The sequence below is a fragment of the Luteimonas aestuarii genome (genome assembly GCF_004357985.1).
Classification (GTDB): Bacteria; Pseudomonadota; Gammaproteobacteria; order Xanthomonadales; family Xanthomonadaceae; genus Luteimonas; species Luteimonas aestuarii.
On the sequence record NZ_SMTF01000001.1, the window covers coordinates 368,256 to 393,110 of the forward strand.

The window sequence follows — 24,855 nt, forward strand, 5'->3', positions numbered from 1 at the left end:
TCCCGTCGTTGCATCGGCGCTGCCATCATGAAGGCTCCCTGGCCTCCGGAGACGGACTTGCCTGCAGCCCAACGAGCCTTGCCAGCAGGATGGCGGTATAGAGCACGCCAACCACCGCCTGGAAGATGGCAAAGGACTGCGCCAGAAACCCTTGCGGCAAGATATCGCCGTAGCCCACCGTGGTGAGCGTGACGTAGCTGTAGTAGAACAGCTGCTGCCAGCTGACCGGGTCGCCGGACGCGGTCACGAAGGATCCGGGCGAAAGCCATTCGACCAAGCCGTAGATCGCGGCAAATCCGGATCCGATGACGAGATAGATGGAGGCCGCGGCAAGCAGCACATCCGCCATGACCGCCGTCGCGCGGAAGATGTACACCACCAGCACCCAGGTAATCACGGCGTGGTAGGCGATCGAAGTCAGGAAGACACCCAGCTTTGTATAGGTCCCGGGCGCGTACGAATTGGCCAGCCCCGCCGCAATGACGGCTACGCCACAGCCGGCGGCCAGCATTCGCAGCCCCCTGTCGGGCAGGAGCAGCCACGTTGCCGCGACGAAAAGCACGCCGTAGAACAGGTAGAAGAGCGCGGGCCATACACCGCCGATGCCGGTCAGCGGATAGGTCAGGTTGTGTACCAGCATGCCGAGCAGCAGGTACAACGTCACCCTGCGCCCGGTGGATATTGACTCCGCCTTCATGCAAGGGCTCCATGCCCACGCTGCCGGATAGCAACCGCTGTCATCAGCATCAGTACGCCCGCGCCCAGCCATCGGCCATCGAGGTGCAGGGCCACCGTCAGCCATGCCCACGCCGGTAGCGCCAACACTGCCAGTCCATACGTGCCGGGCATCCTGCGTGACATCGTCCTGTGGAACAGGGCGGCGCCGGCCAGGAATAGGGTTGGACCGGCTGCCGCGGCGAGTGCCGTGGGAACATGCACCGGATCGAGTGGATGTGCCACGATCAGTTCGATCGCCACGGCGACGATGATCGCACCACAGACCATGACGCCGTGCGCGTAGGCCAAACCGGCGCGCGCCAGGCGCGAATGGTCGGTGCCGTGGTGGAAGCCATGCTCGCCGCGTTCGGCCAGCTGCACGAAGTAGATCCACCAAAGCATGATGATGACCAGGAAGCCGATGATGGCCGCCGATACCACCGGTGGATCCAGCGACCTGCCAACCAGCAGCGCTCCGAGCAGAAGGATCGATTCGCCCAACGCGATGATGAATATCTGCTGGTTCCGCTCGAACAGATGCAGCCCTCGCAGCGGCCAGCTCGCCATCGATGTCGACCCCAGCGCCGGCAACCAGAACCCGTGGTACGGAGCCGCATAGTCCAGTAACACCGCAAGGATCCAGAGCAGGATGCGCTGCTCCGGAAACAGCGCGCCGGCGATCCAGAAGCATCCGGACACAGCGCTCCACGCAAACAGCTGCGCATAGTTGCGTCCCATCGCCTGCCCACGGAAGAGCAGGGACATGTATCCGGCCCTCAGCAGCGCCATGGCGACATAGGCAACGGCGAACAGGCCCGCACGGTCGCCATAGGCTTCCGGAATCCCGATCGCCATCACCAGTGCACACCCCATGAGCACCGTCATCAACACGCGTCCGCTGACGTGATCGGGATCGAGCCAGTTCGTGGCCCACGCGGTGTAATTCCATGTCCACCACACTGCGGCAAACAGCGTGAGCGCCTCGATGGCCCCCATCCATGTCATGCCATCCAGCAAGTAGTGGGAGAGCTGGATGATGGTGAACACATACACCAGGTCGAAGAACAGCTCCATGTTGGTAACGCGCGGACTTTCCGACGCCCCCAACCGGCGCAGCGCCGAGGAAGGGATGGCGCGATGAATCAGGAAATGCAACATTCTGGACTGCCTTGATACATTGGTTGCCGTTGCTGGCAAGGGGCGTACGGCCGCAGCGATCCGCCGACGCGGGCGGATGGACGGTTGCACATTCCGCAAGCCGATGAAGGGTTTTCCGTGGTCGCGATGACGAGGGATTCGTGGCCGGCCATCAGCCCTGGTTACGCTTCCGCCCCATCCACCACGCCAGCAGTACCGGCGGCAACAGGATGCCGAGCTGGATCGGAAGCTCTTCCCGGAAGGTGTAGCCGTGCGACATGCCGGTCAGCAGGTTCCAGACCACCACCGCCAGCCATACGACCATCAAGGCGACGGCGGTGCCTTCGCGGCGATGCGCTGCGACCCTGTCCATGACAACCCACACCAGCAACAGCCCGATTGCGATCAGGATGGCGGTTCTCATCGTTCTGGTTCTCCCGTATCAGTCCCTGAAAAACAGAAGCCAGGCACCCAGGGCGATCGCCACGGGCACCGCAAACACCACGGCCAGGACCGGCAATTCCTGGCGCACCGTGTACCCCGCACGCACCACGCCGATGCGCAGGTTGACGACCGCGCACGCCAGCCACAGCGGCACGAACAGGTAGAAGGCATAGGTCGCGCCCGACGCCCCGTCCGCCAGTCGACCCAATAGCGCCATCGCTGCGAACAGTGCGATTCCTGCCAGAACAACCTTGATCGTATGCATGCGCGTTTCCTCAGTGCGCGACGATGCGCATTTCATGGATGCCGTCGCCTTCCACCACGAACACGAACCGGGAATCCCCGCTGTAGAAATTGCTTTTCCACGCTGCATCCACGGTGACGGTCTGGCCGGCGGTGGTGACCTTGCGCGGCGTCAGCGTTCCGTTGGCACCGGTGAACTCGCGTTCGCTCCATGCGCGGATCGCGTCATGGCCGTCGAACCTGCGCCCCCAGTCATCGACCCGTCCATCGCCGGGGAACAGCGCCAGGAAGGCATCGGTGTCGCCGCGGTTGACCGCGTCGACCAGGCGGGCAACGGGGGTGGGCAACGGGGTGGTCATCGTGTGGTTCTCCCTGGTTTGCGGCGGTTTCGGTGGTGGTGGCGGCTGCGCGGATCCCGCATCGGCAAGTTGCGTATCGACGCACGAGACCAGCAGTATGGCTGCCAACGCCGCCAAGGCCCGCAAGGCCTCCCGCCGGCTCACGGCGCCACCCCTGCCGGCACCGGCGAGCGTGCCGCCTGCAGGTGCAGGATCCGCAAGATCTCTTTCACCGCATCCGGATGACGAAATGCACTGTGGCCGTACGGCACGATCAGTTCCGACTCCGCGCCGTCCATGTGGCTGCTGCTGTAGGGGACCACGCCGTCGCTGCCCGTTTCCATGGGCCCGGGTCGCCGCTGGCCGATGATGCTGTGGAACGGGACGGCCGGCGGGATGTCCGACAACGCCATGACCGGCCGGCTCTGGCTGGACAAGGTGCGGATCGAACTGAACTTGCCGTCGTGCAGCAGCGATGCGAAGCGCGGGTCGATGCGATCGCGGGCACATTCCAGCAGGAAGCTGTACGGCCCAAGGGCCGCCTGGTCGCGGTGGAACAGGCGCTGGCCTAGGGTGCCGATCCAGTTGTCGGCCATCTCGCTGCCGCGGTGGGGGGCGGCGATGAAGATGGCGCGGACCACGCGCGGGTCGCGTTCGAACACCAGGTTCGCATGCAATGCCTCGACCGCTTCGGGCGGACATTGCGTCAGCGCTTGCGGCGGCACGTCCACCACCGAATCCCACAACGCACTGCCCGAGTCGCTCACCAGGGTATGGGTGATCACGCCCCCCATGCTGTGGCCCATCGTCACGATGTTCCGGGTGGCGAAGTGCTTGCCCTCCGGATCCAGTTCATCAAGCGTGCGGCGCAGCGCGGTGCGTAGCTGCGTGGCGTTGTGCAGCACCGCCATGCCGGTGGGATAGTGGTACTGCCACAACTGGTAGCGCTGGCGGAATTCCGGATCGGCGAACAGGTCGTTGGCGAGGTTGGCGAAGGTCAGTGGCGTGGACTGCAGCCCGTGTACCGTGAGCAGCGGGATCTTCGACGGGTCGTAGCCCTTCATCAGGTACACCCGTTCCGCGCGCCTGGCGTTCTGCGGGTTGAACAGGCCGAAGAAGCCGGTGCGGCCCAGTTCCGACGCACCCGGCTGCGCCAGCAGCAGTGCGAACGCCGCCGTGGTATCCGCCGCCAGCGGCCAGTCCCGTCCCGCCAGCGTCGCCTGCGCATGCGCCAGCGGCGACACCATGCGCAGCACCCAGCCACCCGCCTCCCGTTCCAGCAGCGCGGTGGCGGGCAGGTAGATGCCTTCCGGCGGGAGGAAGCGGTCCCACGGGCCGCTGCCATCGTTGCTGCGCCAGGCCACCATCGGCAGCCCGATGCCATCGCGTGTGTGGCGGCGCTCCAGCCTGCGGGTCGAAACGCCCTGGGCCCGGCGGTAACGCAGGCCCGCCTCGCCCAGGTCATGATCGTCCAGGCGCAGACCGCTGGCGGCCAACGCCGCCGACTGACGGTCCGCGGGCTGCCGTTCCAGCCAGATCCCCAGCCGCGCCAGCGCGCCCTGGTACGCTGCCATCGCCGCGGCATCCTCCGGCGCATCGTGCAGTGCATCGTAGGCCTGTCGTGCCGCGGAGACCGCCTGCGGCACGTCGGGTTCCGGGGTGGTCCTGCACGCTGCCAGCAGGGCAGCCAGCAGGAACGCCAACCACATGCGCCCAGGCTGCAGCGCGTGCGCGCGACTCATGAAAACACGCTGAGGCTGGCGGAGATGTCCTTGTCCGCATACGGCGGAAACACGTCGAGCACCACGTCGGGATTGCCGATCAGCATGGCCTTGGTGTTGGACAGCGCATCGAATCCCGCCTTGCCGTAGTACTTGCCCATGCCCGAGTAGCCGACGCCCCCGAACGGCAGGCTGTCGATCCAGCAATGCAGGTTGGTCTGGTTGACGCAGCCGCCGCCGAAGGACACGCTGCCGAGGAAACGATCGATGGTGGCCTGGTCCTTGCTGAAGATGTAGGCGGCCAGCGACTTGGGCTTGCGTTTGATGGTCTCGATCACGTCGCCCAGGTCGTCGTAAGGCAGCACCGGCAGCACCGGGCCGAACACTTCCTGCTGCATGGCCGGGTCGCCCCACGTGCTGGGGTACAGCACGGTCGGCTCCACGTAGCGATCCGGCACGTCGAAGCGGCCGCCATGCACGACCTTCTCAGGCAGGATGTACGAGGCCACGCGCTGGGCGTCGTGCTCGCTGATCATGCGCGCCAGGTCGGGGCTCTGTTGCGGGTCCTCGCCGTACATGGCCACCAGCGAACGCCTCAGCCGACCGATGAAGTCGTCGGCGATCGAGCGGTGCACGTACACGTAGCCGGGCGCGATGCACCATTGGCCGGAAATCGCGTTATGGCCCCAGGCGATGCGGTCCACGGCGATGTCGAGGTTCGCGGTCTGGTCGACGACCGTCGGGTTCTGGCCACCAAGCTCGAGGATCACCGGCGTCAGGTGCTCGGCCGCCGCGCGCATCACCACCTTGCCGACGGCCGAGCTGCCGGTGAAGAAGATGAAATCGAACGGCAGCTCCAGCAGTGCCGAGATTTCCTGCCGACCGCCGGTGATCACGCTGACCGCTTCCGGCGCGAAGTACTTCGGCACCAGTTCCTGCAGCAGCGCGGCGGTGACCGGGGTCGTGTTGGCCGGCTTGAGGATCACCGTGTTGCCCGCCGCCAGCGCGGCGATCGCCGGGTCCAGCAACAGCAGGATGGGCGCGTTGAACGGGCCGATGACCAGCGTCACCCCGTAGGGTTCCTTGAGGATCACGCCGCGATTGCCGGTTGCTTCCAGGCCTTCCGGAATCGCCACCGGTTGCGGCGCCATCAGCGCCCCCAAGTGCTCGCGGTAATACTGGATGACCCCCAGCGGCACCGTGATCTCGAACAGCTGCTCGAATGGCGGCTTGCGGAAGTCCTGGTACAAGGCATCGCACAACGCCTGCTGGTTCTCGCGGAGCATGCGCTCCATGCGATCAAGCTGTTCCAAGCGCCACGACGCGGGCCTGGTTGCCTCGCTGAAGAAAAACTCGCGTTGCAGGTCCAGCAGGGGTTGGTACGGGTTCATCCAGACCTCCCATCGTGCCTGCAGCCCACCGCAACCGGTGGACTGCAGGCAAGGCCATCGAAGGACTACTTGGTGGTGTACCCACCGTTGATCAGGATGGTCTGTCCGGTGATCCACCAGCCGTCGCTGACCAGGTGGCGGATGAAGGGCACCACGTCCTCGATGTGGGTCAGGCCCGTCGGCGAGAACGGCGACAGCGCCGCCGCGGTCTTGTGGTACGCCACCGCGTCCGCACCTTCGGCCGGGTAGAAGAAAGGCGTGTCCATCGGCCCGGGGCCGACGGCCGTCACCGAGATGCCGCGCGCGCCGAACTCCTTCGCCGCCGCGCGGGTGAAATGCTCCACTGGCGCCTTGGTGCCCGCATACGACGCATAGAACGGCGTGAACGCGCCCAGCAGCGAGGTGACGATGGTGCACACCTTGCCGTTGTCGTTGACGTGCTTGCCGGCTTCCTTCAGGAAGAAGAAGGCGGTCTTGCTGTTGACCGCGGTCATCTCGTCGTACTCGGCCTCGCTGATCTCGGTCATCGGTTTCTTCAGCACCTTGCCCACGGTGTTGATGGCGATGTCGGGCTTGCCCACGGCCGCGACGGTGTCGGCGAACAGCTTCTCCACCGCCGCCGCGGAGGTCAGGTCGCCCTGCAGGGCCACCGCCTTCGCGCCCGCCTTCTCGATCGCGGCCACGGTGTTCTCCGCATCCGCCTTGCTGGACTCGCTGTTGTAGTGGATCGCAACGGCCTTGGCGCCCTGCTCGGCCAGATCGGTGGCGATCAGCCCGCCGAGGTTCTTGGCCCCGCCCGCGATCAGGACGACTTTGCCTTTGATGGAATGATTGGCCATGACGGTTATCTCCTTGGATTGAACTACCGGTAATGGGGTTTCGTGTTCCCTCGTCGGGACAGGACATCGCCACGGCGGCACCCCAAACCCCGCCACCACGCCCGACACGCGGGAGGGTGCTGAGTCCCGCTCGGCGTACTACGGTTGATCGACGACTCCCGCCGCGCTTGAAACCGAGCCCAGGCGCGCTGTCAGCTCGTACATGCCGCGAATGCCATGAGCACCGTGATAGGCCAGCGCCTTGATCATGTAGCGGCCGGGCGCGACATCGGCCTGGAGACGCGAATTGGTGCCCGTCCCGCCGTCATCGTCCGAAGCGACCAGCGCGCCGTCACGATGGAGTTCCAGCATTGCGTCGAAGTCATCGCTGGTCAGGTCGACGACCAATTCACCACGCCGCGCAACCTCCAACTGGTAAGTGTGGCCCTCGCCCTCCAGCAAGCCACTGACGGGCGTGTCCAGCACCAGCGTGCCACCCGTGCGCAACGCTGCCCCCTCGGGCATGGGCCGCTGCGTGGCAGTGAGCTGGAACAGGCCGGTGGCGTTACCTCCCAGGCCGCGCGCAACCACACGGTACTCGCCTGGCTGCAGCACGGTCGAGATCCGCGAGTCGGTGCCACTGCCGCCGTCGTCGTCCTCGCGCGAGATGCCGTTGCCACGCAGTTCAAGCACGGCATCGAAATCATCACTGCGCAGATCCAGCTCAATGCGCGATGGCTGCGCGATCGCCAGTGTGTACTCCCGCGGCGATCCCACCAACGTCCCGTACACGACCGTGCCATCGGCCATCAACGAACCTTCGTTCTGCAATTGCACGCCGTCCGGCAAAGCCCCCGTGGATACAGAGAGCCGGAACATGCCAGCCTTGTCGTTGACGGCCTTCGCATGCAACGTGTAAACCCCAGGCTGCAGCGAAACGCGGATGCGCGAATCCAGTCCGTCGCCGCCATCGTCGTCGCTGACCGACACGCCGTTGCCCTGCAACTCAAGTGCCGAGTCGACATCAGATGAGCGCATTTCAAGGACGTAGTACCCCGGCTCGCTGATCTCGACCTGGTAGCGCTTCCTGTTGTCGTCCTGCATGAAATCGACAATCTCCACGTCCGGCTGAAGTGGCTCGTTGCCGGTGCGCACCTGCAGCGCCTTGGCCTCAAGTCGGAACGGGCCGTAGGATCGTCCACCCACTCCACTGACCGCCACGGTGTAACGGCCCGCCTCGGGCGCCAGCAGCGACAGCCTGGATTCGTTGTTCGCATCCCCGCACGAAGGCGCATCTACCGGCCCGGCAACGGTTTCTCCATCGAACATCACCAGCAACCGTGCGCACAACGCGCCCTTCGTCTCCAGGCTGATGGCCTGGTCGTCACCAAGCTCAATTTCGTAGGCGACACTTCGGCTGCCATCGTTGTAGTTGATGCGGCCAGCGGTTGTGACCTCACCACTGACAGGCGTATCCAGCCGCAACGTGGCCAAACCGGCCTGCATGGCGCCGGGCGTCGGCTGGCAAGCGGCCAGCAGCAACGGCAGGGCGAACAACAGGGTGGAACAGATGGAACGCTTGATCATCTGGCAACTCCTGGTTGTCGATCCTTCCGGCGCCAAAGCTGGCAGTTGGTATCGGCTCTGAACGGCCACCCGTCGAGCCCTGTCCTCGATACGCTTCGTGAGATCGACAGCATCATTTGGCGATATCATCCTGCGTAACGCGCAGGTGCGCGTTCCCCTCCGCTTCTCGACCACCATGTCATGAACATTTCATCGGCTTCCCTCTGCCTGGTTCTGTTGTTGGCACCTTCCGTACCGACATTCGCCCAGTCGGCGCACCCTGAACCCGGCCCCTCGCTGTATGCCGTCAATTCAGCCGCCATATCCGCGGCCATGACGTACTGCATGGCGAAGTACGGGCCACTGACCACCGGGTCGAGGAGTGCGGCGTGTTTTTCGCGCGCCAGGAACGTTCTGGCGGATTTCGGTCTGCGCGAGAAATCCGTTCGAATCGACCAAACCTGCAACAACCCTTCGCAATTCAATACCTGCATCACACCGGAAATCGGCAGATTCGTGATTGCCTTGAATGCCGAGTTCGGCAAGCAAGGACTTTGACCGCATTTCCCAAGGCTGAAAGTTGCCGGCAACTGGTGGGTATCCACTGCCGACGCGACCCGACCAGTCTTCATGAGACTGCGTATCTGCGGATCGCTCACCTGTCCGCACTGCCGTTGCAGGTCAACGCTGCAAAACCGATGGCGGCAATGCTTGCGCATACGATTGCAGCGATTGCCGCAGCTACGGCACTTCTCGTCACGAGCATGCCGAGCCCTCCACCCATGACGCCGCCTGAAATCGCAACGATCAGCATTCCCCAGAAGATGCCTCCTGGATGGCGGACACCATCCCTCGCTCGACGCCTCCCTCGGGCTTGATTGCTCTTTGGCAGTGCCCGTCCACCATGTTGGTAGTCCTGGTTATGCATGCCATCTTCCGCTTTTCTGACAGGCCCTGATTACGCGCGATTCGTCATGTCTGGGCTGGAACGGTCGAAACGACTTGACCGACAATGCCTCGCGCCCCCCCCGCACACCTACGCATGCGGGGATGGCGCTCGGCAGATCATTCGCAAGCAAGTGCCGATGCAGTCTGCGCGAACTGGTCATTGGCCATCTTGCAGGCCGCTTCCAGGCCGGCGCGATCGGTCATCGCATCCCACTGCGCCTTCGACTGGTCGATTCCGTCCTGGAATGCAGCAGCCATCTGCGGGTTAGCCTTGGCGAAGCAGGCCTTGGCGCGGCTGAGGTAGTCTTCGCAAGCCTGCGGCAATCCGGAGTTCACCGGCGCGGCTGCGACCTCCGCCGTGTCGGCGACTGCGTTGTCGGCGGATGCATTCGCGTCTGCCGGGGCACTGGTGTCGTCCTTCTTGCATGCCGCCAGCGCAACCACCAACGCCGGCACCAACATCCACTTGTTCATTTCCTTTTCCTTATGTTTGTCGTTTATTGAACTTGGCGTGACCGAGACGTGCACGCCGCATGGTCTCCCTGATCCGCCATCCGGTGCGACGAAGCAGGAGCGCGGTACTTTCAATCAAGCGGATCGCGAAATCGAAAGAAGAGTGCCGAGGGGCAAGGGGGCTTGCCCCTCGGCGGAGCCACCCAATTGCTGGGTGACAGGGCTGCTTCCTGCAATTTGGGGAAGTTGGAAGCAGCCACAGACAACCCGGGGGGAACCGGATTGAGCTGTCTGGTAAAAGAGCATCCTTGCGTTGCCGCTCCTATGAAGCACTCCTGCCACGCATCCCCCTGTCACCGATGCGGACGGAATGCGAACCCTTGGCGGTCGCCGCGGAAACCTATTCGGATTCGATGCCGCGCACGAACAACTCCACGCGCCGATCCGGCTGCAGGCACTGGACCAACGCCTGTCGTGCCAGCGCATCGCTGCAGCCCGTCGTGACCGGCTGGAACTCACCACGGCCCTCGGCAGTAATGCTGCTGGCGGAGATACCGCGGTCAATGAAGAACTGTCGCACGGTCTCTGCACGGCGCTGCGACAACGCCTGGTTCGCTGCATCACTGCCGATGCGATCGGTATGGCCGATAACGCGCACTTGCACATCCCTAGCCGTCAACAACCTGTCGGCGATCGCAGCCAACTGCTGGCGACCGTTGTCGAGAATATCGCCCCGGCCGGACTTGGCGAAGGCGAACAGCGCGTCGGCCGACAGTTCGATGCGCGTCTCGGCGGCTGGCGCCGCGACCGCGGCCGGTGCCTGCTTGGCCAGCATGTCCGCACACGATGCCGGGGCCCAGTGGAAGCTCTGCCCGCGGTGCGCGGTGTCGAAAATGACCTTGTACTGGCAGGTCACGATGCCCTCTGGAGTGCGGAAGTGGAACAGGTAGTCCCACTCACGCACACCGTACAGCGCCTCGCGGAAATGCGGACGTCCCAGCAGGTAATACAGCTGATCCTTGGTCACCCCGGAGCCCACCGTACGCAGACTGTCCACATTGGGGAACGTGCCTTCCTTCAGCACGATGCGCGAGACGTCCGGGAAGACGATTTCGCCAGCGCGGCCATCGGGCGTGATGTCGCGGCTGACATGCCGCGTGCCGCATGCAGCGAGCAACAGCGCGGTCGTGGTGCAAAGCACCGCTGTTGCGACGATTTTCGATACTCTCATTGCCAATCCCTCTCTATGATCCTGTTCGATTGCGATAGTCGGCTGCTGCACGCTTCAGTGCTGCAGCAGCCGCTCGCGATACATCCTGAAAACCGCTGCCTCAACCCCCGCCCCGCATATCCGGCTCAACAGACTCGCTGCCTGTGCATCGCGCGCCCGTACCGTCAGCACGATGTCGCCGCTCTGTCCGGAATAGATCCGGGTAAACACCCCCACCTCCCCGGTTTCGGCTTCCAGGCCAGCGAGCGCATCGTCATCCCCAGGTCGTGGCTGTGTCTGGCTCATGCGGCGTCACTTTGTTCCTGCTGCATTGGCACCTCTTCGTCGAGCCGGGTCCGGCGTTGCTGCAGGCGCCTGATCGCTCTCTGCACCGTCTGCTCGCAGAACCAGCCAATCGCTTCGGCCCGCCACTCGGAGGTGTCGCTGACGACCAGCGTCACCTCACCCGATCTTGTGGGAATCGTCTTGACGATCATCATCGGAATCCTTCTTCTCGTCCGATCCGGCGACGGTCGGTGCATTCATTGCACCGACCATCCCGTAGCCATTACCACTGGATACCGGCGCCAACCGAGAAGCCCCAGTCGCGCACCGTGTTGCCACTGGCCTGCACCTTGTAGACGTAGCGTCCGTTCTCGGTGATGCCCGACAGACCCACGGCCATGCCGAACTCGTTCTGGTAGCCGCCGAAGCCGACCGCCAGCATGCTCTTGCCCGGCAGATAGGCCTGCGGCAGGCCCGCCATCGCCATCGCCGATGCCGTGGCGCCGCGATAGCCACGATCCATCGTCCAGACATCGCTCTGAAGTTCGTTGATGCGGTTGTCGGTGTACTGGTTGGCGATGTTGATGGCGTGGTTGACGCCGGCAGTGAGCTGGTTGACGTTGACCGCGTCGGTGCCGGCGATGCCCGGCGCCACGCCGGTGATGGTGCGGCCACCCACGTTCACCTCGCCCGTGGAGTTGCTGCTGCCCACGTACGCGGCGTTGTAGCCGGTCTGCGCGCCGCGCGTGGTGGCCGAGCCCTGGCCCAGCGCCACGCTGTTGGCATGGCTGGCCGTAGCGCCGTGACCGATGGCGGTGCTGTTGGCGGCAGACGCCGTGGCGCCCGTGCCGACAGCAGTGCTGTTGTTGCCACTGGCCGTGCTCTGGTTGCCGACCGCCAGCGCGTTGTTGCCGCTGGCCACCGCGCCGTTGCCGCCTGCGGACGAGTTCGTCCCGGTCGGCGTCGGCTTGACGATCGGGCCTTCCTGGCTGACCTGGAACATGCCGTCGGCGCCGTTCTCGACATTGGTGATGCGGTTGTCGAATTCGTTCACCGTTACCGTCAGGTTGGCGATGTCGCCTTCCACCGTGGTCACGCGATTGTCCAGGTTGGTGATGTCGCCACGGATATCGACGATGTCGCCCTGGATGTCGGTGATGTCGCCGCGGATATCGATGATGTCGCCTTCGATCACGGTCACGCGGTTGTCCAACTCATCGATCCGGACGTTGACCTCGCCGATCTGGATGTCTGTGTACTCGTTGGACACCGTGATCGCGTGCTCCACGCCGCCCTGCAACTGGCTGACGTTCACCGCATCGGTCGCGGCCGAACCCGCGGCCACGCCGGTGATCTGGCGACCGCCGATGTTCATTTCGCCGGTCGAGCTGCTGTTGCCTACGTAGGCCCCTTCGTAGCTGGCCTGCGCGCCCACCGTAGTGGCCGAGCCGGCGCCCAGCGCGATGCTGTTTGCGTGGTTGGCAACCGCGCCAGCACCGATGGCCAGGCTGTTGAGTTCCAGCGCCTGCGCACCGGCACCCAGGGCCACGCTGCCGTCACCCGCCGCCGTGGTGCCGTAACCGATCGCGACTGCCTCGTCGCCCTCGGCCTCGGCATCCTTGCCTGCGGCAATCGCGTCCTCGCCGGTGGCGCCGTCGTTGTCCTCGTTGCCGCCGCCGGTGCTGTTGACGCTGTAGTAGCGGGTGCGGTTGGCCTCGATTTCCTCGCCGATCTCGCCACGCACCAGTTGCAACTGCTCTTCGGTCGCCGCACGGCCCGCGGTGGCGAAGTCTGCCGCGTCCAGGTCCAGGTTGGACAACCCGGTCACGTCGTTGCTCACGCCGCTCACCACCACCGTACCGGTGGTCAGGCCATCGCCGTCCACCACCGTGGTGGTGGTGCCGCCGATCACCGTCAGGCCGGTGTTGCCCAGCATCACGTTCGCACCCACCGCCACGCCGGCGTTGTTCACCAGCGTGTCGCCGATGGTCACGCTACCGGCCGCGGTCAGATCGAGATCGTTGCTGAGCGTGATTTCCAACACGCCTTCGTCGTCCGCACCGGTCTGCGTCACCGCGATGTTGCCGTTGCCGCTCTCGAACCGCACCTCGCCGCCCGGGCCGATATTGGCCGTGTTGCCGTCGGCGTCGGTCACGTTCCAGCCGGCGGTGGCCAGGCCTTCCACTGCACGCAGCTGCGAGACGTTGACGGCGTCGGTGTCGTTGGCGCCTGCGGCGACGTTGGTGATGCGGCGCTCGTTGCCGGCGCTGCCCACCGACACTTCGCCCACCGGGGCGATGCCGGCCACGTCGTTCACGTCGCCGGTCGGCGAGTAGGCGGCGTCGGCCAGCGTGCTGCCGTCGGCGAGGCTGCCTGCACCCAGGGCGACGCTGTTGTCGGCCGTGACCCGCGCCCCTGCGCCCAGCGCAATGCCGGCGAGGCCGTCGTTGCGCGCCTGGGTGCCAATGGCGACGCCGTCGTTGCGCGTGGACACCGCCTGCGTACCGAAGGCGACGGTGTTGTTCACGTTCAGCACGGCGCTGCTGAGGACGATGGGCTGGGCGTTGATGGGGCTTTCCAGCACCTGGGTCAGCGTGCCCGCCTGGGCACCGAGCGCGATGTTGCCGGTGCCGCTGACATTGGCGCCGGCGGTGTGGCCGCTGGCGATGTTGGCGTTGCCCTGCACGCCGGTACCGGCGTAGTAGCCGCTGGCCTGGTTGAAGAACCCGGACACGTTGTTGCCGGCCTGCGGGCCTATGGCGATGTTGTTGTTGCCGGCAACGTTGTTGCCCGATTCCCAGCCGTTGACGACGTTGCGCGAGCCGGTCACGTCCGTACCCGAACGCGAACCCAGCGAGCTGTTGTTGTTGCCCGCGACGTTCCGGCCGGACATCTGCCCCAGGGCAACGTTGTTGCTGCCGGTGACGTTCTGGCCGGCCTGGTTGCCAATGGCCACCTGGGTGTTGGCGGTTGCCGAGCCGACGCCTGCATTGGTGCCCAGCACCACGCTGTTGGCACTGGCGGCATAGGCACCATTGCCGATGGCGATGGTGTTCAAGCCGACCGCATTGGCGCCCAGGCCCGCCGCGTAGCTGCCATTGCCCGAGGCCAGTGCATTGACGCCAATGGCCACGGCATTGATGCCGGTGGCACCGTCGTTGTCGTAGTTGCCGCCCTGCACGCCGTTGTCGTTGACGCTGAAGTAGTGGATCTCGTTGGCTTCCACCGTGTCGGCCAATGCGCGCAGCTGCGAGACGTTGACCGCGTCGGTGTCGTTGGCGCCTGCGGCGACGTTGGTGATGCGGCGCTCGTTGCCGGCGCTGCCCACCGACACCTCGCCCACCGGGGCGATGCCCGCCACGTCGTTCACGTCGCCGGTCGGCGAGTAGGCGGCGTCGGCCAGCGTGCTGCCGTCGGCGATGCTGCCAGCGCCCAGCGCCACGCTGCCCGCGTGGCTGGACTGCGCGTCGGTGCCCAGCGCGATGGCGTCGTCCGCACTGGCCTGCGAGTTCGTGCCGATGGCGATAGTGTTGCTGGCGGTGATGCCGGGAGCGTAGGGGTCGAGAGTGCCCGCCATGAAGCCGATGGCCACGTTGCTGTCGCCCACCATTCCCATGCCCGCGAACATCCCGATGACGGTATTGGCATCGCCCTGGGTCGAGTTGCCCGCGTAGGAACCGATACTGGTGTTGCCGCTACCCGAGACTCCAGAACCGGCGATGTAGCCAAAGCCGGTGTTGAGGTTGCCCTGGGCGTTATGGCCAGCCCCGGAGCCCACGTAGGCGTTCCACGCGCCAGCGGAGTTAGAGCCCGCGACGTTGCCAACGAATACGTTGGCAACGTCCGTATTGTTTTCGCCCGCGCGGTAGCCAACGGAGACGGTGGTCGCGCCCACGGCTTCGGCCCTCATGCCCATCGCCACGCTGTTCTGGCCGGCGAGGGTGTTGTAACCCACCGCCGTGCCCCATTGGCCGGTCACGGCGGCATTGGCGCCGATGGCTGTCGCGAAATGGTGGCCAGCGCTGGCCCCATAGCCCACTGCCGTGCTGTCTTGTCCTGTCGCCGACGCATCCACGCCAGCTGCCAAGGCGTTCACGCCGGTCGCGCCATCATTGTTGTAGTTGCCGCCGGTCACGCCACCGTCGTTGACGCTGAAGTAGTGGATCTCGTTGGCTTCCACCGTATCGGCCAGTGCGCGCAGCTGCGAGACGTTGACGGCATCGTCGTCATCGGTGCCGGCGGCCACGCCGGTGATCTGGCGGCTGCCCACGTCCACTGCGCCACGCGTGGCGACGGTGGCGGCAATGGCGGCTGCGTTGGCTGCGCTTGCGCTGGCGGGCACGTAGCCTGCCACGCCTGCCGCAGTGTTGGAGACCGAGCCGCTGCCCAGAGCCACACCCTCGTCGACCAGTACCGTGGTGCCATTGCCCAGCGCCGTACCCATCACGATGCCGGTCGCCGCGCTGAGCGGCGTGCCGCCTGCATCGGCGTTGTCGCCGAAGGCCGCGCCGCCGCCGCCCGCGCGGGAACCCGCACCCATGGCGATGGAGCCGGTGGCCAATGCGCCGGTGCCGATGGCGATGGCGTCCTCGCCAGTGGACTGCGTGCCATGGCCGATGGCGATGGCGCCGGCCTGCGTGGCCAGCGAATCGGTACCGATGACGACGCTGTTCTCCGCTTCCTTCTCGGTCCAGTTGTTTGACCCGATGACCGTGGCGCCGACGGCCTGCGCGTAACTGTTGTAGCCGACGACGGTCGCCCCATCCTCGGTGGCCCAGGCTTCTGTGCCCACTGCGGTGGTGTAGTCGCCGTTGGTGACGCTGAATGCATCGCGGCCGGCCAGCGTGCCCGCGCCCAGCGCGGTGCTGCTGTCGCCGGTTGCCGTAGCGGATGTCCACGAGCCTTCCGACACGCCGCCCAGCGCCACGGAAGACGTGCCCACCGCGCGGCTGCTCTGGCCGACGGCAGTGCCGTACTGACCACTGGCGCTTGCCCCGCCGCCCACGGCGACGGCGCCACCGGTCACCCAGTAGCCAAGACCGGCGTCATAGGTGCCCGCCATGGCACCCCAGCCCACCGCCACGCTGGCATCGGCCGAGGAGGCACCGTTGCCGACGGCCGTGCCGCCGTAGCCGGTGGTGGTGAAGCCGCCGATCGAGGTGCCGAAATAATCCGCCGTCGCGAACGCGCCCATTGCCACCGAATCCCAGCCGATGGCGGCGGTGTTCAAACCGATGGCGATGGCATTGAAGCCGTCGGCCAGCGCTTCGGCACCGATGGAAACACCATTGACGCCGTTGGCGATGCTGTCGGTGCCGATGGCAACACTGTTGTTGTTGCGCGCAAAGGCGTTGTCGCCCATGGCGATGCTGGACAGGCCGTTGGCCACGGCGCCCGCACCGACGGCCGTCGCGTAGTTCTGTACTGCCTGCGAGCCCGCACCCAGCGCGGTGGACGCGATGCCCGCCGCCTCGGTGGTCTGCGTATCCAGCAGGCCGCCCAGCGCGACGGCGGAGTCGGCGGTGGCCGTGGCGTTGTAGCCCACGGCGGTCGCCAGCTCACCCATCGCCACCGCGCCACTGCCCAGCGCCGAAGCGCCCACGCCCATGGCGGTGCTGGCCTGGCCGATGGCCGTGCCGAAGTCGTCTGAAGCGTAGGCCTGGGCGCCGACGGCCGTGCCGCCTTCACCCTCTGCGAACGCGTCCACGCCAGCCGCCAGCGCGTTCAGGCCGGTGGCACCGTCGTTGTTGTAGTTGCCGCCGGCGATCCCGCCATCGTTGACGCTGAAATAATGGACTTCGTTACCGTCCACCACATCGGCCAGCGCGCGCAGCTGCGCCACGTTGACCGCGTCGGTGTCCTGGGTGCCCGCCGCCACGCCGGTGATCTGGCGGGTGAGGCCGAAGGCCGGATCGCCCACGCTGACCGCGCCTGCGGTGCTGGTCCAGGTGGGCGAGCCGTCGAGGCTGGGGGCGCCGGTCACCGGGTCGTAGCCGGCCACGCCGGCAGCGGTGTCGGCCACCGAATACGCACCCAGGGCAACGCTGCCGAAGGCACTGGCGTCCGACCATGCACCCAGCGCGGTGCTGGATTCGCCGCGCGCCCAGCTCGCGAAGCCCAGTGCGCTGTCTTCCAGTCCATTGCTCTCGGCCCAGGTACCCACGGCGGTGGACATTTCGCCCAACGCCTGGGAGGCCGCGCCCAGCGCCGTGGCGCCTTCGCCCGATGCCGTGGTCTCGATGTAGAACGAGCCCGCGCCCAGATAGTTGCCGATGTCGTAGCGTCCGCCCACCGCGGTTGCGCCCGCGCCATTGGCGGTGCTCATGGCACCCACGGCCACGGCGGCCTCGCCGTCCGCGCTGGCCGAACGACCCACGGCGGTGGCGCCCTGCCCGTTGTAGCCCACGGAAGCTTCCGCGCCCAGTGCGGTGCCGCCGTCGGCCAGCACCTGGCTCAGCGTACCCACGCCCGTACCGGCGCCGTTGGTGGTTTCCACGTAGGCCATGTTGCCGATGGCGGTGTCGCCCAGGCCGAAGGCCAGGGCCGACTGGCCGACTGCCGTGGTGGCATCGGCGAATGCGCCAGCCCCTTGGCCGACCGAGACCGCGCCGGTGCCAAAGGCCATGCTGTCGGCACCCAGTGCGATGGCGCTGCCCGCCGTGCTGACCGCATTGACGCCGATGGCGATGGCATTGATGCCGGTCGCGCCATCGTTGTCGTAGTTGCCGCCGGCCACGCCGTTGTCGTTGACGCTGAAGTAGTGGATTTCGTTGGCTTCCACCGTGTCGGCCAATGCGCGCAGCTGCGAGACGTTGACGGCGTCGGTGTCGTTGGCGCCTGCGGCGACGTTGGTGATGCGACGCTCGTTGCCGGCGCTGCCCACCGACACCTCGCCCGCCGGGGCGATGCCGGCCACGTCGTTCTCGTCGCCGGTCGGCGAGTAGGCAGTGTCCGCCAGCGTGCTGCCGTCGGCGAGGCTGCCCGCGCCCAAAGCGACGCTGCCCGCGTGGCTGGACTGCGCGTCGGTGCCCAGCGCGATGGCGTCGTCCGCACTGGCCTGCGAGTTCGTGCCGATGGCGATGGTGTAGGCGGCTGTCGCGTCTGAGCCCGCGCCCAAGGCGATGGACGCGATGCCCGACGCCACGGTGGTCCCCATGCCCATTTCGCCGCCCAGGGCGATGGCACCATCGGCGGTGGCGAGAGTGTTGTTGCCCAGCGCAGTCGCGCCTAAACCCGTCGCCTGGTTGCCTGCGCCAATAGCAACGGCGTTGATGGCCGTTGCTTGGTTCAGCGCACCTACCGCAGTGGCGTTGCCCGCGGAAGCGATGTTCGACCGGCCCACTGCCGTCGCCGAAACGCTGGATGCCTGATTGAGCGAACCGACTGCGGTTGAGACCGTACCCGTCGCGATGTTGCCGCGGCCGATGGCGGCGCTCTGGGCCGCCGAGGCCGTGTTCTCCGCCCCCATCGCGGTGGACGCCTGGCCCGACGCGGTGTTGTTGTAGCCGACCGCCGTGCTGAAGGCCTGAGTTGCCACGCTATCGACACCTGCCGCCAGCGCGTAGTAGCCGGTGGCACCATCGTTGTTGTAGTTGCCGCCGGCCACGCCACCGTCGTTGACGCTGAAGTAGTGGATGGCGTTCTGGTCCACGGTGTTGGCCAGCGCGGTGAGCTGCGCGACGTTGACGGCGTCATTGTCGTCGGTACCTGCCGCAACGCCGGTGATCTGGCGGCTGCCCACGTCCACGGCGCCGCGCGTGGCGACGGTGGCGGCGATGGCGGCGGCATCGGCCGCGCCGGCACCGGTGGGCACGTAGCCGGCCACGCCGGCGGCGGTGTCGGACAGGCTGCCTGCGCCCAGGGCGACGCCGCCTTCGACGGTCACGCCTGCGGCTTCGCCCAGCACCACCGCGTCCTGCGCGGTCTGGGTGACGTTGTTGCCCAACACGAAGGTGTTGTCGGTGGCGACGACGTTGTTGTTGCCCACGCTGTAGCTGTTGGCGCCGTCGATGATGGTCGGGTCGCCGATGGCGCCGGAGTTGTCGCCGTTGACGATGTTGCCGGTACCGATGCTGATGGACTGCAGGCCGTTGGCCTGGGCGCCATGGCCGATGGCGATGGCGTCGTTCGTCGTGGCAATCGCGTCGCTGCCGATGGCGATGGTGTAGTCGCCCATCGCCTGGCTCCGGTCTCCAGCCGCAAAGCTCGAAACGCCAGACGCGATGTTGCGGCTGCCGACTGCGTTGCTGAACATGGCCGACGCGGTGTTCTCGGCACCGACCGCACTGCTGGCGCTGCCCGAAGCCCTGTTCAGATTGCCGATCGCGGAACTGCCAATGCCGGTGGCATTGTTGGTATAGCCCACCGCACTGGCCTGCCGTGCCGTGGCATTGCTCCATGTCCCGACGGCAGTGCTGTCAGTGGCCAACGCCCGGGCGGAATTGCCGATCGCAGTGCCATTGACCGAAGTCGCCTCCGCATTGAACCCCACCGCGACGCTACGGAAACCACCGGCCGTGGCATCGCCGATGGCGATGGCATCGGCAGCGGTGGCCGCGCTGCCATAGCCCAATGCCGTGCTGCCCGCGCCCGTCGCGTTCGCGGCGTCGGCGGCAGTCGCAGCGCCACCGATGGCCGTCGCATTGGCGGCGCTGGCCCGGGTGTTGTTGCCGAGGGCGGTGGTGTTGCTGGCGTTGACCTGCGCGCCGCCGCTCCAGGTGGTGCCGGCATCGTCGGTGTAGAAGCCGACGGAATTGGCGTTGTTGCCGATGGCCACGTTGCCGGTGCCATTGAGGCCGTTGCCGGCGCGGCGGCCCATGGCGACATTCTGCCCACCGGACATGCGCTGGCCGGCCTCGGCGCCGACGATGGTGTTCCAATCGCCGCCGGTGCCATCGGCCGGGGTGGCCACGGTGACCGCGCCGGTGCCCTGGTTCCCGGTGAGCGAGGCGTTGGAACCGGCGCCCGCGCGGAAGCCCATGGCGATGGTACCGGTGCCGTTGGCATCGGAGCTGTTGCCGATGGCAATGGCGCTGCCGCCGCCCGCGTACGCGCGCTGCCCCAGCGCCACCCCGTTGTCGAAGCCGCCGCGCACGGTGGCGTACTGGCCGATGGCCACGTTGAGGCTGCCGGTAATGCCGGAGTTGGTGTACTCACCAATGGAAATGTTGTTGAAGCCGGACAGGCCAACGCCGGAATTGGCACCGATGTTGATGGTGTTGATGGCGGTTGCCGCCTGGCCCCTGCCGGCATTGCGGCCGAAGCTGAAGCTGTCGATCTGGGCGAAGGCGCCGCAGCCGATGGCCACGGCGTAGATGTTGGTGGCGTTGGCCTGGGGGATGGCGCCCCATGCACCGGAACCGCAAGTGGCGGTGATGTTGGAAATGGCGGTGCCCGAGCCCGTGCCGCCGCCCGTGCCCACTTCGGCAAAGGCCGGGCTGGCAAGGCCGCCCGCCAGCGCAAGCGCCAGGGCGATCATCCACGACAGGCGGGTCATGGGCCGCGCGGCAATGCCCGCGCCCATGGTGGTGCCGGTGCCATCGTTGCTGGCCAACTCGGATGCCACGACCAGCTGGCCGAGCGACTTGTTCCACACCTTGCTGTAAATTTTGTTCACGTACCGATCTCCAGTTTTCAATGGGCACGGAACACGCCGCGGCGACGCCGACAGCACTCCGTATCCGTCAAGATTTCCCGCCCGGGACAAGCCACAATCGGGTGCCGGGTTGCACCCGGCTTGCGCGTTGACCTCAACGCCATTCCCCTTGCGATACCTCTCCCCTCCGCATTCCGTGACAGGCTGCACGAACTGACGCGCCGGATCACGCATGCAACTTTCCGTTTACTTCGCTATTCCGTCCGACACTTCGCGTTCTTCATGAATGCTCTCCGTACCTCTCCGTTCTGCGCATAGATTTTTTGTTGCGCGCGCAACAGATGTTCAATGTCGATTGCGGTCTTTTCATGGGCACCGCGCTTGCTTGCCAAACGCGATGGGTCGCAGGGGCCCCGGCCACCGTCATTCCGCCAGGACATAGCCGACGCCACGCACGGCCAGCAGGGGCAGCGGCGGATTGCCCGCGGGCACGGTCACCGCCTTGCGGCGGATGCGGGATACCAGGGTTTCCAGGCGATGCGGGTCGTACTCGACATCGCCGGTGGACAGTTCGGCGATCAGCACGTCACGGGGCACGGGGCGGCCACGCGTGGCATCGAGCACGCGCAGCAACTGCCGCTCCGGAACGGTCAATGCGATGACACTGCCGTCCGGCGACAACAGGCACCAACCATCTGAACTGAGTCGCCAGCCGGGCCGGGGCTGGGTCGGGGCAGCCTTGCCCGGTGACACGTCAGGTTGCCGCCACACGCCCGAAAGGGCTCCCATCTGCAAGCGCCGCCCCAGGCTGTGCAGGGTGGCCGCCAGCACGTCCATGTCGGTAGGTTTTGGCAGAAAGACATCGACGCCATCGCGCATGGCGCGCAACTGGCGCTCGCGCCTGGACTCGGCCGTCAGCATCACGATGCCCAACCCCGGCATGATGTTGCGCAGGTGCGCGACGGCAGCCAGGCCATCCTCGCCGGGCAGGTGCATGTCCATCACGATGATGTCGAAACGCCGCTCCAGCATGCGCCGGTACAGCGCCGTCGTACTGCCGAACCCCTCGACTCCGAAGCCGTAGCCTGTCAGGCCCGGCAACAACAATTGTTCGCGGAGAACCACGTCGTCCTCCGTCACTGCCACCTGCAATGCGGGCTGCATGCAGACCCCTCCGGTTTTGCAAAGCGCATCGGAAATTACGGCCGAATCGTCCTTGGACCAAGACACTCCCTTTAATTCATCCACATTCATCATTGCTCACGCTTCCTCCGCGAATTACGTCGTTGATCAACACACCGGATGCGCACGGCATCCCCTCGTCAAAAGGCGCATCACGGCTCAGAAGCGCGTGCACGCTCAGCATTGGTCGCAGTTGCCGCCCCCGGAACGTCGCCCGTGCACGCGCCCACGCTTTCCGTGGTGCCGCCGCAGGACAACAATGTGTCCGCAGAGGCACGCCTGTCGCCGAAACCGGCCACCACCATTTCCACGACGCCGAGATCCGCCTTGCCGCAGGACCCGCCCACGATTACCAGCAGACATGCAACGATGCCGCCAGCGAGGAGCGCGGCCTTGTGCGCGCGGACGGAACGCCGACGCATTGGGTCGCTCATCTGCCCAATCCCTTCCGGTGCGCATGCAGGATGCGGAGGATGGCGACCTGCTCGTGTGCGTACCCCGGATACGCCACACCCATCCAGCCCATGAACCGGGCATCGGCGGTCTGTCCGCGGAAGAGTCTGTGGAGGATGACCGTCAACCCCGCGACCTGTGCGTCGGTATCCAGCGCAATTCTTCGGTATCGTTCGTCCTGGTCGGTCAGGGCTGTCAGCCAGGTCATGAAGTCGGCATCGTGGCCGACTTCAGATGGCACTGCGCCAGTGTCGGCCCCTTTTGCAACGACCGGCGTGGTACAGACCAGCAGCGCCGCAAACACGGCGGTGATCGTCGATTTCATGCCCCCCCTTCCATATCCGATTGAGCCGGCGCTGTGGCTGGTGTCTTGGGTTTCGTGGATTCCGCAATCCGCAGGACACGTGATGTCACGCGAAACCAGAACGACTGGAGGTCTCCAGGAAGCTGGGTGTCTGGAACCGTTTCCGCCATGTCCTGTGACTCGCGAAAACTGCGAATGCCGCTCACGGATGGCACTTTCCCGTCGCGTCATGGCGATACCACGGCGTGTCTCCAGCGCGCGGGTGGCGACTGCCTGGCGGGCATCCGTGGATTGCCGCTTCCGCAGCGTGTACGGTTCGCAGCTGGGCCACGCCGCATGCGCGCCGCGTCCATCACACGTAATCGCTCGTTGTAGAATTTCCGCCGCTCATCCAGGCGATGAACGATGTAACCTGCGGCTGAAGCGCCACCGCGCTTCAACTGGCGGACGCGTCGCAACGCGACTTGATGACACGCAGGGATGGAAGCGAAAACAGCGACTCAACACTCAACAGACAGGAGGTTTCATGAGTGGTTCCATTCAACAGGCAGAGTCGACATTCGTCGAGAATGCGTTCGGCACCGTTACCAACAAGCGTGTCGTGTACTACCGCAACAAGGGCTGGCTCAGCGGTGGTTCGCGCGAGGACATTCCACTCCAGCATGTCACCTCCGTGCGCCTGGATGTGTCGCGCAGCATCATCGCCGGGCTCTTCTTCCTGCTCGTCGGCATGACGCTGCTGGCTGCCGATGGAGGATTGAAGATCCTTGGACTGCTTTTCGTCGCGTTTGCGGTGATCCTGCTGTGGGGTTCTCCACGGGTGATCGTCAATACCGCTGGCCGTGACCTGAATGCCGCGAAAGGATGGCCGTGGCACCGACAGGAAGCCGCAGCGTTTGTCGATGCCTTGCGGACGCAGTTGTTCAATCGCAGCAGCGCCTGACGCAATGCTGGCGCGCACGCAGGCGCCACCTGGCAGTGCCAGGCGATGGGGCCCTGGAATCGGGTGCCAGAGCCATTTCAGTACTATTCGGCCGCCAAAGGAAACCCATGCGCATCCTCGTCCTTCTACTGGCTATCGCCTTGGCTGCCTGCTCGTCCGAGCCGGGGCAGACAGCATCACGCCCTGAGGCTGATCTCAAGAGGTTTGCAGATGACCTTGTGTCGAGAAGTGGCCGGGACCTGTACAGCCCTGAATACGCCCGAGAGACGGGTTACAAACCCCCGTCATTCATTCTCAGGTTTCACACTGACAACCCAGACCTCCTGTCCAGGCCAAACGCAGACAATGACAAGGCGGCATACGAAGCAAACTTGCGGAATACTGCGGCATGGGAACGTATGTTCTGTAACAGCGAGCTCAAGTCGATCATGCAGACCCATCAGATATTCCTGGTTTCTGGGCACCTGCTGAACAATCAAGGTCAGGTCCAAGCATTGGCGCCGTGCATGCTGTAAAGGGCCCTGACATTTCATACAAGCCCATGCCGCTTCGCGACGCGGCTTGCATCAGGCGTTAGGCTGATCCGACGGGAGAGAGATTTGGCTAGAAGAATCTGTTGGTCATTGCTGTGTGCGGGCTGCGTCAGTCTTTCGGCAATGGCCGCGCCCGAAGAAGATGCCTGGACGGGACGCTATCGCATGACCTGGATAGGCGGGCCTGCCGCCAAGGCTGGCGTATCGGGCATGGAGCTGATCATTGCCAAAGCGCCGGACGCCGACCCCGCAACGCTGACTGAAGCAGAGCTTGAGAGAGGCGTGGCGCGCTGGACGCTTTCATTAGCAGGCGAACAGAATCCCATTACACTCAAACGGTTCCGCCCGCGTGATTACAGTGGAATAAATGTGGTCGGCGATATCGAGTGCGTGGAAGGCGGTTCTGTCTTCTTTTGCCACGTTGCGCCAAGCGCGATGATCGATTTCGGAAACGATGAAAAAATGGTAAGCCGCACGGGATTCTGGGGGTCCGCTCTCCATCAGGGTGGTTTTGAACTCACACGGCTGGATCCAACACCATGAGCGAACCCGGGCTCCAGATCAGACCGCTGCT

At 65.6% G+C, this 24,855-nt stretch carries 20 protein-coding genes; 3 read left to right on the plus strand and 17 right to left on the minus strand.

Annotated elements, in window-relative coordinates:
• Positions 1–25: 25 nt before the first annotated feature.
• The 9 genes from E2F46_RS01735 to E2F46_RS01775 form a co-directional block, all read right to left on the minus strand.
• Positions 26–697, minus strand: a complete 672-nt coding sequence (locus E2F46_RS01735) for a potassium channel family protein (protein ID WP_133320448.1) — start codon at positions 695–697, stop codon at positions 26–28.
• Positions 694–1,875: a low temperature requirement protein A gene (locus tag E2F46_RS01740; protein ID WP_207949493.1), complete on the minus strand. Its 1,182-nt coding sequence runs from the start codon at positions 1,873–1,875 to the stop codon at positions 694–696. Before E2F46_RS01740 ends, E2F46_RS01735 begins: the two co-directional genes overlap by 4 nt.
• A gap of 151 nt (positions 1,876–2,026) precedes the next feature.
• Positions 2,027–2,278 (minus strand): hypothetical protein, encoded by a 252-nt coding sequence (locus tag E2F46_RS01745; RefSeq protein WP_133320449.1) that lies wholly within the window; start codon positions 2,276–2,278, stop codon positions 2,027–2,029.
• Positions 2,279–2,296: 18 nt separating this feature from the next.
• Entirely contained in the window at positions 2,297–2,563 is a 267-nt protein-coding gene (locus tag E2F46_RS01750) for a hypothetical protein (protein WP_133320450.1), read from the minus strand.
• A gap of 10 nt (positions 2,564–2,573) precedes the next feature.
• On the minus strand, positions 2,574–2,900 hold the full coding sequence (locus E2F46_RS01755) for a nuclear transport factor 2 family protein (RefSeq protein WP_133320451.1): 327 nt from the start codon (positions 2,898–2,900) through the stop codon (positions 2,574–2,576).
• Between the two features lie 140 nt (positions 2,901–3,040).
• Entirely contained in the window at positions 3,041–4,621 is a 1,581-nt protein-coding gene (locus E2F46_RS01760) for an esterase/lipase family protein (RefSeq protein WP_133320452.1), read from the minus strand.
• Positions 4,618–5,991, minus strand: coding sequence for an aldehyde dehydrogenase family protein (locus tag E2F46_RS01765; RefSeq protein ID WP_133320453.1), 1,374 nt, complete (start codon positions 5,989–5,991; stop codon positions 4,618–4,620). The genes E2F46_RS01760 and E2F46_RS01765 overlap by 4 nt, the downstream gene beginning before the upstream one ends.
• 65 nt (positions 5,992–6,056) lie before the next feature.
• Positions 6,057–6,830 carry an SDR family oxidoreductase gene (locus tag E2F46_RS01770; protein ID WP_133320454.1) on the minus strand — a complete coding sequence of 258 codons (774 nt, stop codon included), beginning with the start codon at positions 6,828–6,830 and terminating at the stop codon, positions 6,057–6,059.
• A 138-nt stretch (positions 6,831–6,968) separates the two neighbouring features.
• Positions 6,969–8,573: a hypothetical protein gene (locus tag E2F46_RS01775; RefSeq protein ID WP_133320455.1), complete on the minus strand. Its 1,605-nt coding sequence runs from the start codon at positions 8,571–8,573 to the stop codon at positions 6,969–6,971.
• A gap of 3 nt (positions 8,574–8,576) precedes the next feature.
• On the opposite strand from E2F46_RS01775, the gene E2F46_RS01780 reads away from it, so the two are divergent.
• Entirely contained in the window at positions 8,577–8,933 is a 357-nt protein-coding gene (locus E2F46_RS01780; protein ID WP_133320456.1) for a hypothetical protein, read from the plus strand.
• A 507-nt stretch (positions 8,934–9,440) separates the two neighbouring features.
• Here the strand turns inward: E2F46_RS01780 and E2F46_RS01785 are convergent.
• The 8 genes from E2F46_RS01785 to E2F46_RS01880 all read right to left on the minus strand — a co-directional run bounded on the left by E2F46_RS01785 (position 9,441) and on the right by E2F46_RS01880 (position 22,826).
• On the minus strand, positions 9,441–9,851 hold the full coding sequence (locus tag E2F46_RS01785) for a DUF5339 family protein (RefSeq protein WP_133320457.1): 411 nt from the start codon (positions 9,849–9,851) through the stop codon (positions 9,441–9,443).
• 325 nt (positions 9,852–10,176) lie between these two features.
• On the minus strand, positions 10,177–11,007 hold the full coding sequence (locus E2F46_RS01790; protein WP_133320458.1) for an OmpA family protein: 831 nt from the start codon (positions 11,005–11,007) through the stop codon (positions 10,177–10,179).
• 54 nt (positions 11,008–11,061) lie between these two features.
• Positions 11,062–11,292, minus strand: coding sequence for a hypothetical protein (locus E2F46_RS01795; protein ID WP_133320459.1), 231 nt, complete (start codon positions 11,290–11,292; stop codon positions 11,062–11,064).
• Positions 11,289–11,483, minus strand: coding sequence for a hypothetical protein (locus tag E2F46_RS01800; RefSeq protein ID WP_133320460.1), 195 nt, complete (start codon positions 11,481–11,483; stop codon positions 11,289–11,291). Before E2F46_RS01800 ends, E2F46_RS01795 begins: the two co-directional genes overlap by 4 nt.
• A 71-nt stretch (positions 11,484–11,554) precedes the next feature.
• Positions 11,555–20,887 carry an ESPR-type extended signal peptide-containing protein gene (locus E2F46_RS17385; protein WP_165967319.1) on the minus strand — a complete coding sequence of 3,111 codons (9,333 nt, stop codon included), beginning with the start codon at positions 20,885–20,887 and terminating at the stop codon, positions 11,555–11,557.
• A 402-nt stretch (positions 20,888–21,289) separates the two neighbouring features.
• Entirely contained in the window at positions 21,290–22,120 is an 831-nt protein-coding gene (locus E2F46_RS01870) for a response regulator transcription factor (RefSeq protein ID WP_243720265.1), read from the minus strand.
• A gap of 80 nt (positions 22,121–22,200) precedes the next feature.
• Positions 22,201–22,482, minus strand: coding sequence for a hypothetical protein (locus tag E2F46_RS01875; RefSeq protein ID WP_133320461.1), 282 nt, complete (start codon positions 22,480–22,482; stop codon positions 22,201–22,203).
• A complete protein-coding gene (locus tag E2F46_RS01880; RefSeq protein ID WP_133320462.1) occupies positions 22,479–22,826 on the minus strand; it encodes a hypothetical protein in 348 nt (115 codons plus the stop codon). The genes E2F46_RS01875 and E2F46_RS01880 overlap by 4 nt, the downstream gene beginning before the upstream one ends.
• A 505-nt stretch (positions 22,827–23,331) precedes the next feature.
• On the opposite strand from E2F46_RS01880, the gene E2F46_RS01885 reads away from it, so the two are divergent.
• Both E2F46_RS01885 and E2F46_RS01890 read left to right on the plus strand, forming a co-directional pair.
• On the plus strand, positions 23,332–23,748 hold the full coding sequence (locus E2F46_RS01885) for a hypothetical protein (protein ID WP_133320463.1): 417 nt from the start codon (positions 23,332–23,334) through the stop codon (positions 23,746–23,748).
• Positions 23,749–24,446: 698 nt separating this feature from the next.
• Positions 24,447–24,824, plus strand: a complete 378-nt coding sequence (locus E2F46_RS01890) for a hypothetical protein (protein WP_133320464.1) — start codon at positions 24,447–24,449, stop codon at positions 24,822–24,824.
• The last annotated feature ends 31 nt before the right edge of the window (positions 24,825–24,855 follow it).

Excerpts from the sequence above, each read along its gene's own strand:
- E2F46_RS01735 (WP_133320448.1), bottom strand. The coding sequence starts at position 697 with ATGAAGGCGGAGTCAATATCCACCGGGCGCAGGGTGACGTTGTACCTG.
- E2F46_RS01740 (WP_207949493.1), bottom strand. The coding sequence starts at position 1,875 with ATGTTGCATTTCCTGATTCATCGCGCCATCCCTTCCTCGGCGCTGCGC.
- E2F46_RS01745 (WP_133320449.1), bottom strand. The coding sequence starts at position 2,278 with ATGAGAACCGCCATCCTGATCGCAATCGGGCTGTTGCTGGTGTGGGTT.
- E2F46_RS01750 (WP_133320450.1), bottom strand. The coding sequence starts at position 2,563 with ATGCATACGATCAAGGTTGTTCTGGCAGGAATCGCACTGTTCGCAGCG.
- E2F46_RS01755 (WP_133320451.1), bottom strand. The coding sequence starts at position 2,900 with ATGACCACCCCGTTGCCCACCCCCGTTGCCCGCCTGGTCGACGCGGTC.
- E2F46_RS01760 (WP_133320452.1), bottom strand. The coding sequence starts at position 4,621 with ATGAGTCGCGCGCACGCGCTGCAGCCTGGGCGCATGTGGTTGGCGTTC.
- E2F46_RS01765 (WP_133320453.1), bottom strand. The coding sequence starts at position 5,991 with ATGAACCCGTACCAACCCCTGCTGGACCTGCAACGCGAGTTTTTCTTC.
- E2F46_RS01770 (WP_133320454.1), bottom strand. The coding sequence starts at position 6,830 with ATGGCCAATCATTCCATCAAAGGCAAAGTCGTCCTGATCGCGGGCGGG.
- E2F46_RS01775 (WP_133320455.1), bottom strand. The coding sequence starts at position 8,573 with ATGGTGGTCGAGAAGCGGAGGGGAACGCGCACCTGCGCGTTACGCAGG.
- E2F46_RS01780 (WP_133320456.1), top strand. The coding sequence starts at position 8,577 with ATGAACATTTCATCGGCTTCCCTCTGCCTGGTTCTGTTGTTGGCACCT.
- E2F46_RS01790 (WP_133320458.1), bottom strand. The coding sequence starts at position 11,007 with ATGAGAGTATCGAAAATCGTCGCAACAGCGGTGCTTTGCACCACGACC.
- E2F46_RS01795 (WP_133320459.1), bottom strand. The coding sequence starts at position 11,292 with ATGAGCCAGACACAGCCACGACCTGGGGATGACGATGCGCTCGCTGGC.
- E2F46_RS01800 (WP_133320460.1), bottom strand. The coding sequence starts at position 11,483 with ATGATCGTCAAGACGATTCCCACAAGATCGGGTGAGGTGACGCTGGTC.
- E2F46_RS01870 (WP_243720265.1), bottom strand. The coding sequence starts at position 22,120 with ATGAATGTGGATGAATTAAAGGGAGTGTCTTGGTCCAAGGACGATTCG.
- E2F46_RS01875 (WP_133320461.1), bottom strand. The coding sequence starts at position 22,482 with ATGAGCGACCCAATGCGTCGGCGTTCCGTCCGCGCGCACAAGGCCGCG.
- E2F46_RS01880 (WP_133320462.1), bottom strand. The coding sequence starts at position 22,826 with ATGAAATCGACGATCACCGCCGTGTTTGCGGCGCTGCTGGTCTGTACC.
- E2F46_RS01885 (WP_133320463.1), top strand. The coding sequence starts at position 23,332 with ATGAGTGGTTCCATTCAACAGGCAGAGTCGACATTCGTCGAGAATGCG.
- E2F46_RS01890 (WP_133320464.1), top strand. The coding sequence starts at position 24,447 with ATGACCTGGATAGGCGGGCCTGCCGCCAAGGCTGGCGTATCGGGCATG.